Annotated in this window: 10 protein-coding genes; 6 read left to right on the top strand and 4 right to left on the bottom strand. The window is 67.8% G+C overall.

What is annotated here, in order from left to right:
* On the top strand, positions 1-1,011 hold the full coding sequence (locus V9K91_RS04445) for an OmpA family protein (protein ID WP_336442774.1): 1,011 nt from the start codon (positions 1-3) through the stop codon (positions 1,009-1,011).
* Between the two features lie 11 nt (positions 1,012-1,022).
* Here V9K91_RS04445 and V9K91_RS04440 read toward each other — a convergent pair whose 3' ends face one another.
* Positions 1,023-2,837 carry a tetratricopeptide repeat-containing diguanylate cyclase gene (locus tag V9K91_RS04440; RefSeq protein ID WP_336442773.1) on the bottom strand — a complete coding sequence of 605 codons (1,815 nt, stop codon included), beginning with the start codon at positions 2,835-2,837 and terminating at the stop codon, positions 1,023-1,025.
* A 159-nt stretch (positions 2,838-2,996) separates the two neighbouring features.
* Between V9K91_RS04440 and V9K91_RS04435 the strand changes: the two genes are divergently transcribed.
* From V9K91_RS04435 to V9K91_RS04425, 3 genes are all read left to right on the top strand, one after another.
* A complete protein-coding gene (locus V9K91_RS04435) occupies positions 2,997-4,343 on the top strand; it encodes an ATP-binding protein (protein ID WP_336442772.1) in 1,347 nt (448 codons plus the stop codon).
* Between the two features lie 51 nt (positions 4,344-4,394).
* Positions 4,395-7,841: a PAS domain-containing hybrid sensor histidine kinase/response regulator gene (locus V9K91_RS04430; protein ID WP_068847889.1), complete on the top strand. Its 3,447-nt coding sequence runs from the start codon at positions 4,395-4,397 to the stop codon at positions 7,839-7,841.
* 74 nt (positions 7,842-7,915) lie between these two features.
* Entirely contained in the window at positions 7,916-9,079 is a 1,164-nt protein-coding gene (locus V9K91_RS04425; RefSeq protein WP_336442771.1) for a hypothetical protein, read from the top strand.
* Between the two features lies 1 nt (position 9,080).
* On the opposite strand, the gene mntP is transcribed toward V9K91_RS04425, so the two are convergent.
* The 3 genes from mntP to acs all read right to left on the bottom strand — a co-directional run bounded on the left by mntP (position 9,081) and on the right by acs (position 12,709).
* On the bottom strand, positions 9,081-9,659 hold the full coding sequence (gene mntP / locus V9K91_RS04420; RefSeq protein ID WP_336442770.1) for a manganese efflux pump MntP: 579 nt from the start codon (positions 9,657-9,659) through the stop codon (positions 9,081-9,083).
* A gap of 422 nt (positions 9,660-10,081) precedes the next feature.
* Positions 10,082-10,747: a response regulator transcription factor gene (locus tag V9K91_RS04415; RefSeq protein ID WP_068847883.1), complete on the bottom strand. Its 666-nt coding sequence runs from the start codon at positions 10,745-10,747 to the stop codon at positions 10,082-10,084.
* Between the two features lie 18 nt (positions 10,748-10,765).
* A complete protein-coding gene (acs, locus tag V9K91_RS04410; protein ID WP_336442769.1) occupies positions 10,766-12,709 on the bottom strand; it encodes an acetate--CoA ligase in 1,944 nt (647 codons plus the stop codon).
* Positions 12,710-12,978: 269 nt separating this feature from the next.
* Between acs and V9K91_RS04405 the strand changes: the two genes are divergently transcribed.
* Complete coding sequence (locus V9K91_RS04405) at positions 12,979-14,406, top strand: DcaP family trimeric outer membrane transporter (protein WP_210131374.1); 1,428 nt, start codon at positions 12,979-12,981, stop codon at positions 14,404-14,406.
* Positions 14,407-14,469: 63 nt separating this feature from the next.
* The gene (locus V9K91_RS04400; RefSeq protein ID WP_068847877.1) at positions 14,470-16,125 is read left to right on the top strand and encodes an MFS transporter; all 1,656 of its coding nucleotides are present in this window, start codon (positions 14,470-14,472) and stop codon (positions 16,123-16,125) included.
* Positions 16,126-16,275 lie beyond the last annotated feature (150 nt).

Genomic DNA, 16,275 nt, shown 5'->3' with positions numbered 1-16,275 from the left:
ATGAACAACGCCAACCCGATCTTCCGTTCTGCGCGCCCGCTGCTGGGCGCGGCGGTCCTTGCCGCGCTTGCCGGTGCCGCACACGCCCAGACGGCGCAACTGCTGCCGCAGCAGCAGCGCATCACCGACGAGGCGATCCATGCCGACCATGCCACGTATGAGGCCACCCAGGGCCGCATCCAGGCGCTCAACGATGGCGGCCGCCCGATCCGCGACTACCACCTGTCCAAGGCACAGTGCTGGCTGGACGTGTCCTTCCACGAATACAGCCGCAATGACCGCAGCGATTTCCCGCAGGCGGCGCTGGGTGAATCCGAGCGGCTGATCATCGGCATGGAACAGGGCGCCAGCCCGCTGCCCACCGACACGCCGCTGGTCAACAACGCGAAGTACCTGCGCGACGACCTGTGGCAGCGCCTGCGCGTGCTGCATGGCACGCCGGGCTTTGCCTGCGCGGCGCAGCAGGTGGCCTGCGGCGAGGTTGAGCTGGTGCACGCCGGCAACGAATTCAACCAGCAGCAGTGGCGGCACTCCAAGCCGTACATCCAGATTGCCGAGGAGCTGGTCAACGACGCCGAAGCGCTGGCCCGCCAGTGCGACGCGGCCCCGGCGGCCATCGCCGCACCGGGCCCACTGGTGGCCAACGTGCTGTTCGAGTTCGACCGCGACGGCTACCGCGACATCCGCACCTACTCGCTGGAGAGCATCGACCGCGCGCTGGCCAGCATCGCCGCGGAGAAGCTGAAGCTGCAGCGCGTCACGCTGGTCGGGCATGCCGACCGCCTGCAGGGGCGCGGGTTCGACGCCAACCAGGCGCTCTCCGAGCGGCGCGCGCGCACGGTGCGCGAGCTGCTGATCGGACGCGGGCTGGACCCGGCGACGATCCGTTACGAGTACCGGGGTGACACGCAGCAGGTGCAGCAGTGCGACGGCGTGCGCCCGCGCGCGGCGCTGCTGGAATGCCTGCTGCCCAACCGGCGGGTGGAAGTGCGGTTCGACGTCATCCGCTGACGTCGGATCCATCACACATCCCAGCGAATGGGCCGGCTGCCGCTGAGTCGCACCCACCCGGCTGCCGCGGCCTCTTCCGGATTTCCCAGCACCGCATACAGATGCGGTGCCTGCGTCCCGTCTTCGCCCCATATCCCTGCCCATGCATTGCGCCCGCCCTGGCGGGCGCCCTGCAGTGCACGGTCGGCAGCGCGCAGGCTGTCATCCCGCTCCGCCGGTGCATCGCCGAACAACGGCAGGGGTGCCATGCCCACGCTGGCGGTCAGGGTCAGGTGCTGACCGGGGGCGAGATCCACCACCAGCCGCTCGATGGCCAGCCGCAGGTGCCCGGCCAGGGCCTGTGCCGCTTCCGCGCCGGTGTCGTGGCGCGCCACCAGGAAGGCCGCGCCGCCCCAGCGTGCCAGCAGGTCGTGCCGGTCGCAGGCCGCACGCAGGCATTCGCCCACGGCACGCAGCACGCTGTCGCCGGCTGCTTGTCCATGGCGCTCGTTCAGCGCTTTGAAGTCGTCCAGTTCAATCAGCAGCAGCGCGCTGCGCGCTGCGCCGTCGTGGCCTGCGGCGCGTTCGTCGAGCCTGCGCTCGGCCTCGCGGCGGTTGGGCAGCCCGGTGACGCTGTCGGTCCGGCTGAGCGCGGTGAGCTGGCCGCGCTGCTGGCGCAGCCGCAGCACGAGCACCGTGGCAATCACCGCGACGGTGAGGAAAGCGATCACCGCGCTGTTGCGCAGCACGCGCACCCGGCCCAGGTCCTGTTCGGCATTGACCTGGGCGGGATGGATGCTGCGTTCGGCCGAGGCCTGCAGTCTGGCCAGCTGGGTGAGGGTCTCGCCCTTGCTGCGCGCCTGGTCCATTGCGCGGCCCTGGCGCACGTACTGCAGCGCCTCCTCGCGGTGACCCAGCAGGGTGTGGATGTCACCGAGCAGGTCCAGGCCGTTGCGGACTTCTTCCACGAACCGCCCGTGCTCTGCCAGGCCCTGTGCCTGGGTGGCCAGCGGCAGCGCCACCGCGGCGTTGCCCCGGTCCATCGCCAGCCGTGCCAGGCGCTGCAGGGTCACCACCTGGCCCTGCGGATCCTGCTTTCCCTGCCAGGCCAGCACGCCGCGCAGCGCTGCCTCGGCGGCCTCCCGCTGCCCCGACACGCGCAGGATTTCGGCGCGATGGCTGGCGATGCGATGCAGGAACACGTCCTGGCCGCTCAGCCGCGTTCCGATCGCTTCAGCGCGCTTGAAGGCTGCGGAGGCTTCCTCGTACCGCTGCAGCATCAGCAGCGCATACCCATAGTTGTAGTACAGGATCAGGTCGCCCGGGTTCGGCGGCCGGTGCAGGTGGTCGCTGAGCTGCGTGGCCTTGTGCAGGTAGGTGAGGGCGCCTTCGGCATCGCCCATCGCGTCGCCACGGATCATCGCGATCTGCATCAACGCGCCGATCTGGCCCTGCACGTCGCGTTGCCGCACCGCATCGTCCAGCAGGGTGCCGGTCAAGCCGAGCGCGCGCGCGTGATCGCCGCGCCACAGCAGCAGGTGCGCGGCCATGGTCCGGGCGCGCTGGATATCGTCGGGGCTGGCGTCGGCGCGCGCCGCGGCCGCCAGCAGTCGGTCGGGCAGGTCGGTGGTCTGGTCCAGCTGCCCCAGCGCCCGCAGCGCCACCCCCAGGCAGCCGACCGCGCCGATTTCCATCGAGGTGGACAGCGAGGGCGCGGCCAACAGGCTGCGTGCGAGCTGCAGCGAGGCCTGCGGTTCGCTGGTGAGCAGGGCATGGCACTGTTCCACCTGCGCCATCTGCGGCGCTGCGTCGAGCGGGCGCTGTGCCTGGGCGGGCGGCGCGGCCAAGGACAGCACAACGGCAAGCGCAGGCAGTCCGCGCCGGACTAGCGACAACATAGGCATGGCGACAACGACTTCCCCGGTCGAGTGCAGACGATCTACAGCGCACTGCTAATATACCGATGTTGCCGCCGCGCGCCGGCGCCGCCCGCCATTCCCTGCCGCATGCCCGAGTCGTCGCCTTCCACCCGCGCCGCCGCTGCTGAACGCCCTGCCGGGCTTGGTCGGCGTACCGATGCCATGCTGGGCGGCCTGCTGCTGCTGGTGGGGCTGTACCACCCGTTGCTGGCGGCGTGGACGGCGTTTCGGCTCGGGGCGGGCCTGGACATGATGGTCCCGGCCATGGCCGCGGCCCACCTGCTGTTGTGCCTGCTGTGCCTGATCGAGCACCGGGCCGGCCGCAGCCTGCATGCCGCCGTGGTGTTCCTGGCCGGTGAACTGCTGCTGCTGGTGCTGGCCTACGGGTACTGGGGACTGGCCGCCCAGCTGCGGGTGCAGCTGGTGCAGCTGGTGCCGGTGCTGCTGGTGGCGGCGGTGCTTGGCCGCCGTCCGCTGGCCTGGACCGCGGCATGGCTGTGTGGGCTGATGGCGCTGGGCGGCTGGGTCGACGCGGCGTCGGGCCTGTTCCGGACCGACCGGGTGCTGCACGCGACCAGTGACCTGGCAGTGTCGGCATTCGGCACCGTCATGACTGCCTGGCTGCTCCACCACAGCGTGACCGGCCTGCGGGAAAGCCTGCAGGAGGCCCACCAGCGCAGCCAGGAACTGGCCCGCAAGCGCGACGAGCTGCAGGTGGAGATGCAGGCCCGCGAGCGTTCACGCGACCAGCTCGTGCATGCCATGAAGATGGACAACGTAGGTCGCCTGGCCAGCGGCATCGCGCACGATTTCAACCACCTGCTGACGCTCATCCAGGGCTACGTGGCCAAGGCGCGGCGCAGCGAGGGCGAGACCCAGCAGGCGGCCCTGCAGGGCGCGGATTCGGCGACCCGGCGGGCCAGCGCGGTGAGCCGGCGCCTGCTGGATTTCAGCCGGCTCGAGCCGGGCCGACCGCAGCTCTTGGACGCGGCCGCCACGCTGGCGGCGATGGCGCCCACGCTGCAGCAGGTGTTCGATGACCGCGTGCACTGCGAAGTGGAAACCGGCGACGTGCAGCGGCTGATCCACTTCGACCCGGCCCAGCTCGAATCGATCCTGCTCAGCCTGGCGGTCAATGCCAGCCAGGCCATGCCCGACGGTGGCCGGTTCACGCTGCGCCTGCAGCCGCCCGATACCGACGGACGCGTGGTCCTGCAACTGCAGGACACCGGCAAAGGCATGAGCGAAACGGTGCGCGCGCGCTGCCTGGAACCGTTCTTCACCACCAAGCCGGTGGGACAGGGTACCGGCCTGGGCCTGGCGGTGACCGCCAGCCTGGTGGAGGCGGCCGGCGGTGCCGTGCAGGTGCACAGCCGCCCGGGCGAGGGCACCCGGATCGATCTGCAGCTGCCGTCGCGTCCGCTGGCGGCGTGAGCAGGGGCGTGCAGCGGCTACACTGCGGCCTGCGCTTGCGGAAACATGCCCGTGGTTTCTAGCTGGATCCTGCTGCTGGTGTCGGTGGCCTACGCCGCCCTGTTGTTCGGCGTGGCCTGGTGGGGCGACCGCCGTCCCATGTACCCCGATCGCCCGTGGCTGCGCCCGGTGGTCTACAGCCTGGCGCTGGCGGTGTACTGCTCGTCGTGGACCTTCTACGGGGCGGTGGGCACGGCGGTGCGTAACGGCATCGGCTACCTGCCGATCTACCTCGGTCCGCTGCTGCTGCTGCTGTTTGGCTGGCGCATCATCGAACGCCTGGCGCTGATCGCGCGCAGCCAGAACGTGGTGTCCATCGCCGATTTCATCTCCTCGCGGTTCGGCCGCTCGCGACGGCTGGCCGCGCTGGTGGCGGTGATCGCGCTGATCGGCATCGTTCCCTACCTCGCCCTGCAGTACAAAGCCGTGGCCATGAGCCTGCAGGTGCTGACGGGCAGCGTCGGGCCCACCGGCTGGTTCAGCGACCCGGCGCTGTACGTGGCGCTGTTGATGGCGCTGTTCGCCACGCTGTTCGGCACGCGCCAGGTCGACGCCACTGAACACCACCACGGCATGATGCTCGCCATCGCGCTGGAATCGATGATCAAGCTGATCGCGATGGTGGCGCTGGGCCTGTTCGCCTACCTGTGGCTGGCCGACCGTGGCGAAACCGTGGTGCGCAGCGCACATACGCTGTTCACCGGGCTGCCGCCGGTGGGCTTCATCTCGCAGACCCTGCTCAGCTTCCTGGCCATCGTGTGCCTGCCGCGCCAGTTCCACGTGGCGGTGGTGGAATGCGGCGACGTGCGCGATGTGCGCCGCGCGCGGTGGATGTTCGGCGGCTACCTGATCATCATTTCGGCGATGGTGATTCCGATCGCCACGGCCGGTGTGACCCTGTTCGGCACCGGCGGCAGCATCGCCGACGACAGCATGGTGCTGGCCCTGCCGTTGGCCGAAGGCCGTAAATTCCTGGCGCTGGTGGCCTACGTGGGCGGCTTCTCGGCTGCCACCGGCATGGTCATCGTGTCCTCCATCGCGCTGGCCACCATGGTCAGCAACGACCTGGTGATGCCGGTGCTGCTGCGCCGCAGTGGCGACCACCAGGAAGCGGCCGACGTCGCTTCGCGGGTGTTGTGGATCCGCCGCATGGCGATCCTGCTGCTGGCGCTGGCCGCGTACAGCTACTACCGCGGCAGCAGCAACGACAGCACGCTGGCCTCGTACGGGCTGATGGCATTCGCCGCGGTGGCCCAGTTTGCGCCGGGCCTGATCGGCGGCCTGTACTGGCGCGGTGCCAGCCGCCGGGGCGTGGAGACCGGCATCCTGCTCGGCTTCGGCACCTGGATCTACACCCTGCTGCTGCCGGCGCTGACCCACGCCGGCTGGATGGATGCGGCCTGGCTGAGCGACGGACCGTTCGGCATTGCCTGGCTGCGGCCGCAGGGGCTGTTCGGCATGACCAGCTGGGACCCGCTCACCCATGGCACGTTCTGGTCGCTGCTGATCAACGCCGCCGCGATGCTGCTGGTGTCGGTGCGCTGGCGCCCGGGCGTGGACGAGCGCCTACGCGCCGCGCCGTTCCTGGACCCGTATGCCGAGCGTCCCTCCGTGGCCGGTGCCTGGCCGGGCCATGTGCATGTGGGCGACCTGCTGGCGCTGGCCTCGCGCGTGGTCGGCGACCGCCATGCGCGCCGGTCGTTCTTCGAGCAGGCGCAGTCGTTGGGCCGCGAGCTGCAGGCCTCGGCCCCGGCGGACCGGGCCTGGGTGCAGTTCACCGAACGCCTGCTGGCCGCCTCGATCGGCGCGGCCTCCGCGCGCCTGCTGCTGACCAGCCTGCTGCGCGGCTCGGGCATGGACCTGGGCGAAGTGGTGGCGGTACTCGATGAGGCCGGGCAGGAACTGCGCTTCAACCGCGAGATCCTGTCCACCACGCTGGAAAACATCAGCGCCGGGGTCAGCGTGGTTGATCCGGACATGCGCCTGACCGCGTGGAACCGCCGCTACCAGCAGATGTTCGGCTACCCCGATGGCATGTTGTACGTGGGCCGCCCGGTGGCCGACCTGATCCGCTACAACGCCGAGCGCGGCGAGCTGGGCGAGGGCGATATCGACGTGCAGATCAACCGCCGCATCGGCTACATGCGCGCCGGTTCGCCGCACATCTTCGAGCGCACCCGCAGCGATGGCCGGGTGATCGAGATGCGCGGCCAGGCGCTGCCCGGCGGCGGCTATGTCACCAGCTACAACGACATCACCGACTACAAGCACGCCGAGACCGCGCTGCTGGAAGCCAACGAGACGCTGGAACAGCGCGTGGCCGAACGTTCGCATGAAGCCGAAGTGGCGCAGCAGTCCAAGACCCGTTTCCTGGCCGCAATCAGCCATGACGTGCTGCAGCCGCTGAACGCAGCGCGCCTGTTCGCCTCGGCATTGCGCGACAGCCACCACAACAACGATGAACAGCGGCACCTGGCAGAGCGCGTGGACGCCTCCCTGCGTGCCGCCGAAGAACTGCTGGACGGGCTGCTGGACGTGTCCCGGCTGGATGCCGGCGGCCTGCACCCGGTGATAGGCGATTTCGACGTGAGCCTGCTGATGCGCGAACTGGCCGCGCAGTACTCGCCGGTGGCGGCCGGGCGCGGCCTGCGCCTCGACCTGTTCGCGCGCCCGGCCTGGGTGCGCAGTGACCGCCGCCTGCTGCGCCGGGTGCTGCAGAACTTCCTGGCCAATGCGCTTCGCTACACCCGCCAGGGCCGCATCGTGCTTGCCGTGCGCCATCGCCGCGACGAGATCGAACTGCAGGTGTGGGATACCGGGCCGGGCATCCCCGAGCACCACATGCAGCAGATCTTCAACGAGTTCCATCGCTACCAGCAGCCATTCGACTGGGGCGAGCAGGGGCTGGGGCTGGGCCTGTCGATCTGCCAGCGCATCTCGCGCCTGCTCGACCACCGCCTCAACGCGCGCAGCCAGGTGGGCAGCGGCAGCATGTTCTCGATCCTGCTGCCCCGTGCGCAGGTGCCGGATCTACCGGCCAGCGACGCGCAGGCCAGCGTGCCCGAGCACAGCACCCGCACCGATTCGCTGGCCGGCATGCGCGTGCTGTGCGTGGACAACGACCAGGAAATCCTCGACGGCATGCGCGCGCTGCTCGGCCGCTGGCAGGTGCAGGTGATCACTGCCAGCACCGTGGACCAGGCGCTGGAGGAAGTGCAGGCACAGCCGGACGTGATGCTGGTCGATTACCACCTGCACGACCGCCTGGATGGACTGGACACGCTGGTGGCGCTGCGCGAGCGCGCCGGGCGCGACATTCCCGGCGCGCTACTCACTGCCGATGGGCGCGACGAACTCAAGCGCATGGCGCGCGAGCGGGGGTACCGCCTGCTGACCAAGCCAATCAAGCCGGCCTCGCTGCGCGCGTACCTGGCGGCGCACTCGACCCTGCAAGGTTGAAGGCGACAGCTGCGGCACGCTCGTGCCGTCGCGCTGTCTATGCTGCGCAGCCGACCACCTGCTGCGGAGTTTCCGTGCCCGTTCCCTCGCTGCGTTCCCTTCTTGCCACCCCGCTGCATTCCGGCGCGGCGATTCCCCTCGCAGGCACGTTGGGTGTCGTGGTGGGCGCAGGATTCGAGCTGGTATTCCGCGGTTGCACCAATGCCGCCGGTCCCGCATGGAGCGTTGCCGAGATCGTGAAGCCCGCGTTGATCTCCGGCTGGATGGGGATCGGCTGCACCAACGCGATGCGATGGCTGGACCCCGACAAGCCTGCGCGGCAATTGCAGCCGCATGAGAAGGCGCTGGTCGACTACCCGGCCGTCCGCGAGCTGCTCCATGAGGCCGGCACCAGCGTTGATGACCTGGACGCGTTGAAGTCTCTCGCCGCGCAGCTGGAGCGGGATTTCAGCCGGGTCGCCCGTGAATTCAATGCATACTGCCAGACCCGCAGGGTGCCACCGAATCCGCTCATTGCAGGCGTCATCCGTCATTTCTACCTGACCCATTGCCGCGATCGTGCGGTGATGCTGCTCGCCAAGCGCAATGCCACCGCGTGTTACCTGGTGGCCGCGCGCGAAGGGCAGGGCACGGCCATCGCGACCGCGCTGAACCAGGCAGGCACGCGCGCCGGCACCGTGCTGCGCCAGCTGCACTGCCCGTACCTGCGCGTGGACCTTGCCAATACCGCGCTGCGTGATGCGCATGCGTTCACCACCGACGAATGCCAGGGCGAGATGCGCGTGCATTCTGCTCCCACCCGGACAGGGCACAGGCTGGAGACACTGAAGCCCAGCGCACTGGTCGGCGTCACCCATCGTCGCCAGACGCGGCGACACTGTGAATCCGGTGATGCATCGGCATCGGCAGCGACGCCGACACCGGCGGCGGAGTCAGCCGGCTCAGTCCATCACGCCCGCGCCGAGGTCCACCTGGGACCGCTGCTGCGCGCCAAGCTGCGTGGACTGGCCGCCGACAGCCGCACCTTGCGGGAACTGGACCGGATCAAAGGTGACTTGGCCGACCGCCGTCCTTGCGGCCACCCGGTGCGCTACCAGGGCATGCCGTATCAAGCGACCGACATCCACTGGGAAGGCCGGCAGAGCCCGGGCCGTAACACGGAGCGCCTGCTGTACCGTAAAACTCCACATGGCTACGTGCTGGTCGACATCGTCGACTACCACCGCCCACGCACCTGATCTAGCCGACGGCGCCAGAAAGATGCTCATACAGGATGGCGCTGCCGACGATGATCAGGATTACGCCGCCAGCGATCTCGGCACGCTTGCCGATCATGTCGCCCAGCACCCGACCCAGCATGATGCCGGTGGTGACCATCACCAGCGTGCACAGGCCGATCACCGTCGCCATCACGCCGATATGCACGTCCAGGAAGGCCAGGCCCACGCCGACGGCCAGGGCGTCGATGCTGGTGGCAAAGCCGGTGACGGCCAGGTGCCAGAAACCGTGGTGCTTTTCGGGGTCGTCGCTGTCAGCGTCCGGGTCGTGCCGCACGCCGTTGATGATCATGTGCACGCCCAGTGCACCGAGCAGCACGAAGGCGATCCAGTGATCGAAGGCCTGCACGTAGGACGACGCGGCGCGACCGAGCAACCAGCCGATCACCGGCGTAAGGCCTTCGATCACACCGAAGATGAGGCCGGCGCGCAGCGCATCGGGAAAACGCGGCTTGCGCATGGCAGCGCCTTTGCCGATCGCCGCGGCGAAGGCATCGGTGGACATGGCAAAGCCGATCAACAGCATCGAAATGGGGGACATCACACGACAGTGCAGGTTGGGCGATGACGGACAACGGCCCACGTTCGCGCCCAACCTGTCGTTGCGCACGCGGACCGCTGGTCTCGCCAACCATCACTGGCTGCCCGCACCACGGCGCACTGGCCGAGCATGTTGATACGGGCGTTTCCTTCAGCAGGAAACAGGCTACTCCCCAAGGGGACGCGAAGCTTAGCACCGCGAACGCGGTTTACCGCCCAAATCGCCGAATTGCGCAGGGCGTGCTGGGATGTATAGCTTCGGCTATAAGCCGAAGCAGGTAGAGCGGACTGTCAGTCCGCTGCATGTCTCCGCAGCCGAAGGTAGAGCGGACTGTTAGTCCGCTGCATGTCTCCGCAGCCGACTAACAGTCGGCTCTACCGTAACGACGCAACGACGCAGCCACGCGGCCACGCAACCCGCGGTCAATCCTCTTCCGGCGGCAACACCAACGGCTCGTCATCCAGCGTCAGCTTGCCGGCCATCAACACCGCCTGGGTGCGGTTGGTCACGCCCAGCTTGCGCAGGATCGCGGTCACATGCGCTTTGATGGTGGCCTCGGACACGTTGAGGTCATACGCAATCTGCTTGTTGAGCCGCCCGGCGCCGAGCATCTGCAGCACCCGGAACTGCTGCGGGGTGAGCTCGCGCAGGCGCTGGCCGACCTCGCGTTCCTCGCGCCCGGTCGGCGGCACGTTGTGCGCCTCCGGCGGGGCCCAGGTTTCGCCGTCCAGGATCGTGCCCAGCGCATGCCCGATCGTGTCCGAGTCGGCCGATTTGGGAATGAACCCGAACGCGCCGTGGTCCAGCGCCCGCCGCATCACGGTGGGCTCTTCGCGCGCGGACACCACCACCACCGGCAACTGGGGGTGCAGCGCCCGCATGTGCACCAGCGCGTTGAAGCCCTGCGCACCGGGCATGTTGAGGTCCATCAGGACCAGGTCGGCATCGGCATGCTGGTCGGCCAGCTGGTACAGCGCTTCCACGCTGTCGGCCTCGTACAGCAGCACGCCCGGCATCACCCGCTGCACCGCGCCGCGCAGGGCTTCACGGAACAGGGGGTGGTCATCGGCGATCAGCAGGGTTGTCATGGGGGAGGTGGGAACCAATTACTTGACCTTACGCTCTTCCACCAGCGATGCCACCACCGACGGGTCGGCAAGGGTCGAGGTGTCACCCAGCTGGTCGGGCGCGTTCTCGGCGATCTTGCGCAGGATGCGGCGCATGATCTTGCCCGAGCGTGTCTTCGGCAGCCCCGGTGCCCACTGCAGGTGGTCGGGTGAGGCGATCGGGCCGATCTCCTTGCGCACCCACGCCACCAGCTCCTTGTGCAGTTCCTCGCTCGGCGTTTCGTCGGCCACCAGGGTCACGTAGGCATAGATGCCCTGGCCCTTGATGTCGTGCGGGAAGCCGACCACGGCCGCTTCGGCCACCTTCGGGTGGGAGACCAGTGCGCTTTCCACTTCGGCGGTGCCGATGCGGTGGCCGGACACGTTGATGACATCGTCCACGCGGCCGGTGATCCAGTAGTAGCCGTCCTCGTCGCGACGGCAGCCGTCACCGGTGAAGTAGCTGCCCGGGTAGGTGCGGAAGTAGGTGTCGATGAAGCGCTGGTGGTCGCCGTAGACGGTGCGCATCTGGCCCGGCCACGAATCGCGGATGATCAGGTTGCCTTCGGTGGCGCCGTCCTTGATCTCGCCATCGGCGTTGACCAGCGCCGGCTGCACGCCGAAGAAGGGCAGGGTGGCCGACCCGGGCTTGAGATCGATCGCGCCGGGCAGTGGCGAAATCAGGATGCCGCCGGTTTCGGTCTGCCACCAGGTATCCACGATCGGGCAGCGGCCATCGCCGACCACGTCGTAGTACCAGCGCCAGGCTTCCGGGTTGATCGGCTCGCCGACGCTGCCCAGCAGGCGCAGCGAGGCGCGCGAAGTGCGCTTGACCGGCGCATCGCCTTCGCGCATCAACGCACGGATCGCGGTAGGTGCGGTGTAGAAGATGCTGACCTGGTGCTTGTCGATCACCTGCCAGAAGCGCGAGGTGTCGGGGTAGTTCGGCACGCCTTCGAACATCAGCGAGGTGGCGCCGTTGGCCAGCGGGCCGTACACGATGTAGCTGTGCCCGGTGACCCAGCCCACATCGGCGGTGCACCAGTAGATATCCTCTTCGCGCAGGTCGAACACCGCTTCATGGGTGTAGGCCGCGTACAGCAGGTAACCGCCGGTGGTGTGCAGCACGCCCTTGGGCTTGCCGGTGGAACCGGAGGTGTAGAGGATGAACAGCGGATCTTCGGCGTTCATCCGCTCCGGTTCGCACTGTGCCGGCTGCGGGTCCACCACGTCGTGGAACCAGCGGTCGCGCGGGGCCTGCATGTCCACCGCGCCGCCGGTATGGCGCACCACCAGCACGGTTTCCACCGTGGTGGTGCCGGGCAGCTTCAGCGCGGCATCCACGTTGGCCTTCAGCGGGATCTTCCGCCCGCCACGCAGGCCTTCGTCGGCGGTGATGATCAGCTTGCTGCCGCAGTCGATCACGCGGTCGGCGATCGAATTGGGCGCGAAGCCGCCGAACACCACCGAGTGGATCGCACCGATGCGCGCGCAGGCCAGCATGGCCACGGCCGCGTCGACGATCATCGGCAGGTAGATGGTGACCCGGTCGCCCTTCTTGACGCCCAGGTTGCGCAGCGCGTTGCCGAGTCGGCAGGTGCGCTCATACAGCTCGCGGTAGGTCACGCCCTGCGCCGGCGCATCCGGGCTGTCCGGTTCGAACAGCAGCGCAACCTTGTCGCCGCGCTTGTCCATCTGGCGGTCCAGGCAGTTCACGCTGGCGTTGAGTTCGCCGTCTTCGAACCACTTGATGCGGAAATCGTCGAGCTGGTAGCTGACGTTGCGGATCGTGGACGGCTTCTTGTACCAGTCCAGCCGCTCGGCGGCCTTGCCCCAGAACGCGTCGGGGTTGTCCACCGATTCGCGGTAGAGCTGCTGGTAAGTGTTCTTGTCAATGCGCGCCTTGGCGGCAACGTCCGCCTTGACGGGGTAAAGATCGGCCATGGCACCCTCACTTGCACTAGGACTGGGTTGTGCGATCGCAGCATAACCCGCGATTCATCCCGCTCAGTTTGCCGCATCCACCGCGCCACGAGGTAAGGGAATGGTTAGACCTTGGTCGTAACGAGCGATTGCCGGCGGGTCACGGCCGTTGGTCGTGACAGCGGGTTCGACCAATTGCCAATAGCCGGGGTGCGTCAACCGGCCGCACGCTCGGCTCGACCGTGACCCCACACGCGGCGATCACTTTGCCACCCGGGAGAGAGGGCAACATGAGTACCCGTATGTTGAAGACCATGCGCAAGCCGTTGGCGACCTGCCTGTTGGTCGCGTTGGTGGCGCCTGGCATGGCGTTTGCCGAAACCGCCAAAGAGAAGCAACTGGAAGCGCGCGTTGCCGAGCTGGAACGCCAGGTGCAGCTGCTGCTGTCCACCACCCAGCAGCAACAGACCCAGATCAGCCAGGCCCAGACCGACGTGACTGCGGTGAAGACCGTGCAGGCGCAACAGCCTGCCGCCGCCACCGTGCCCGCCGGCAAGCAGCCGATCCAGGTCACCACCATCACCCCGGGCGCCGCGCCGGGCACCACGGTCAAGATCGGCGGCTTCATCAAGGCCGACTTCCTGGCCACCCAGACCGGCGATGGCCAGCTGGCCGACGATGCTACCGGTCGCGCGCTGTACCTGCCGGGCCAGACCCCGGTGGCCGGTGCCGGCGGCAGCGGCGAGCGTTCCGACGTGGACTTCAATGCCCACGCCAAGTTCTCGCGCTTCAACCTGGGCATCGACAACGTCTCGGACAAGGGCAACAAGTCCGGCGCGTTCTTCGAGATGGACTTCTTCGGCAACTCGCTGGGCAACCAGACCGCCACCAATACTTACGGCGTGACCCTGCGCCACGCGTATATGTATTGGAACAACTGGATGGCCGGCCAGACCTGGTCGAACTTCATGGACGCCGCCTCGCTGCCGGAAGCGGCCGACTTCGTCGGTCCGACCGACGGCGTGCTGTTCGTGCGCCAGGCGCAGATCCGCTACACCCAGGGCGGCTTCAGCGTCGCGCTGGAAAACCCGGAAACCACCGTGCTCACCGGCACCCGCAATCCCGTCACCGGGGCGTGGACCAACGTGGCCAGCAACAGCGACCGTGGCTCCCTGCCGGACCTGACCCTGCGCTATGGCTGGAAGGGCGACTGGGGCACCTTCGGGGTGGGCGGTATCGTGCGTCAGCTCAAGGTCGACAACCAGGCCACCGGTGCCGACGCCGACAAGATCGGCGGCGGCCTGACCCTGGGCGGCAAGTGGGTGATGGGCGGCAGCGACCAGCTGCACTACCAGATCAGCGGTGGCGAAGGCATCGCCCGTTACGTTGGCCTGGGCGTCACCGCCGATACGGCTTACGACGTGGCCCAGGACGAACTCAACCCCACTGGCGTGCTGGCCGGCTATGTCGGCTGGCGCCACGCCTTCACCCCGAAGCTGCGCACCAACCTGATCTACGCCCGCAGCGACTACGACAACGACAGCGTGCTGGGCCCGCTGGTCACCAAGAGCGTGCAGAGCATCCGCGGCAACATCTTCTACACGCCGATGCCCAAGGTCGATATCGGCGCGGAGTACATGTACGGCGTGCGCGAGATCGAAGATGGCCGCAAGGGCGACATCAACCGCGTGCAGTTCACCACGAAGTACAGTTTTTAAGCATGGGTGCCGACGCATTGTCGGCACCTGCCACCAATGATTGCTTCGGAGGGGAAGCGTCTTATGTCCACCACACCCGTACCTGCAAAAGCAGAACTTACCAAGGGCCACAAGAAGGTCATCTTCGCGTCCAGCCTTGGCACCGTGTTCGAATGGTATGACTTCTTCCTGTATGGCTCGCTGGCGGCGATCATCGCCAAGCAGTTCTTCAGCGGGGTCAACGAAACCACGGGCATGATCTTCGCCCTGCTGGCCTTCGCGGCCGGCTTCTTCGTGCGTCCGTTCGGCGCGGCCTTCTTCGGCAGCCTCGGCGACCGCATCGGCCGCAAGTACACCTTCCTGGTCACGATCCTGATCATGGGCATCTCGACCTTCCTGGTCGGCGTGCTGCCCAACTACGCGTCGATCGGCTTCGCGGCGCCGGTGATCCTGATCGTCCTGCGCCTGGCCCAGGGCCTGGCGATGGGTGGCGAGTACGGTGGCGCGGCGACCTACGTGGCCGAGCATGCACCGGCCGACAAGCGTGGCCTGTACACCAGCTTCATCCAGTGCACGGCCACGCTTGGCCTGTTCATGTCGCTGCTGATCATCCTGGCCTGCCGCTACTTCTTGGGCAACGAGGCATTTGAAGCCTGGGGCTGGCGCATTCCGTTCCTGGTCTCGATCATCCTGCTGGGCATTTCGGTGTGGATCCGCCTGCAGCTGAGCGAGTCGCCGCTGTTCCAGCAGATGAAGGCCGAAGGCAAGGGCTCCAAGACCCCGTTCCGTGACAGCCTCAAGGACGGCAACCTCAAGCTGATGCTGCTGGTCCTGCTCGGCGCCGCAGCCGGCCAGGCCGTGGTGTGGTATGGCGGCCAGTTCTACGCGCTGTTCTTCCTGAGCAGCATGCTCAAGGTCGATGCCACCACCTCCTACCTGCTGATTGCCGGCGCGCTGGCCCTGGGTACGCCGTTCTTCATCTTCTTCGGCTGGCTGTCCGATCGCATCGGCCGCAAGAAGATCATCCTGGCCGGCTGCCTGTTGGCCGCGGTGACCTACATCCCGGTGTTCAAGGGCCTGACCCACTTCGCCAACCCGGCCATCGAAGAAGCCCGCAGCAGCTCGCCGGCCCTGGTCATCGCCGATCCGAACACCTGCTCGTTCCAGTTCGATCCGGTCGGCCTGCGCAAGTTCACCAGCTCCTGCGACGTGGCCACCGCCGCGCTGACCAAGGCCGGTGTGCCGTACGACGTGCAGCCTGCCGCCGCCGGTTCGCTGGCGCTGGTGAGCGTGGGTAACAGCCAGGTGACCTCGTTCGAGGCCGCTGGCCTGACCAAGGATGAGCTCAAGGCCAAGGGCGATGCCTTCGGTGGCGAACTCAAGGCGGCGCTGACCGCAGCCGGTTACCCGGCCAAGGCCGACAACGCGCGCATCAACATCGCCGGCACCGTGCTCATGCTGTGGATCCTGGTGCTGTACGTGACCATGGTCTACGGCCCGATCGCGGCCTACCTGGTCGAGCTGTTCCCGACCCGCATCCGCTACACCTCGATGTCGCTGCCGTACCACATCGGCAACGGCTGGTTCGGTGGCTTCCTGCCGGCGATCTCGTTCGCGCTGGTGGCCGGCACCGGCAACCTGTACTACGGCCTGTGGTACCCGATCATCATCGCGCTGATGACGGTCGTGGTCGGCGGCCTGTTCCTGCATGAAACCAAGGGTGTGGACATCACCAAGTAACCCGGTGATGGTGTGAACCAGAAGGGCCGTGGCATTGCCACGGCCCTTCTTCGTTTGGGTCCGCGAGGACACGCATGGCGTGTCGCTACAGTGCGTCCGATGTGTAGCGACACGCCATGCGTGCCCTCGCGGTGTCGGCTCCAACCATTG

It is taken from the genome of Stenotrophomonas sp. CCNWLW57 (assembly GCF_037203925.1).
In the GTDB taxonomy this organism is placed as follows: domain Bacteria; phylum Pseudomonadota; class Gammaproteobacteria; order Xanthomonadales; family Xanthomonadaceae; genus Stenotrophomonas; species Stenotrophomonas rhizophila_A.
The sequence above is the reverse complement of the archived record's forward strand: the minus strand, read 5'-3'. Positions and strand labels throughout refer to the sequence as shown.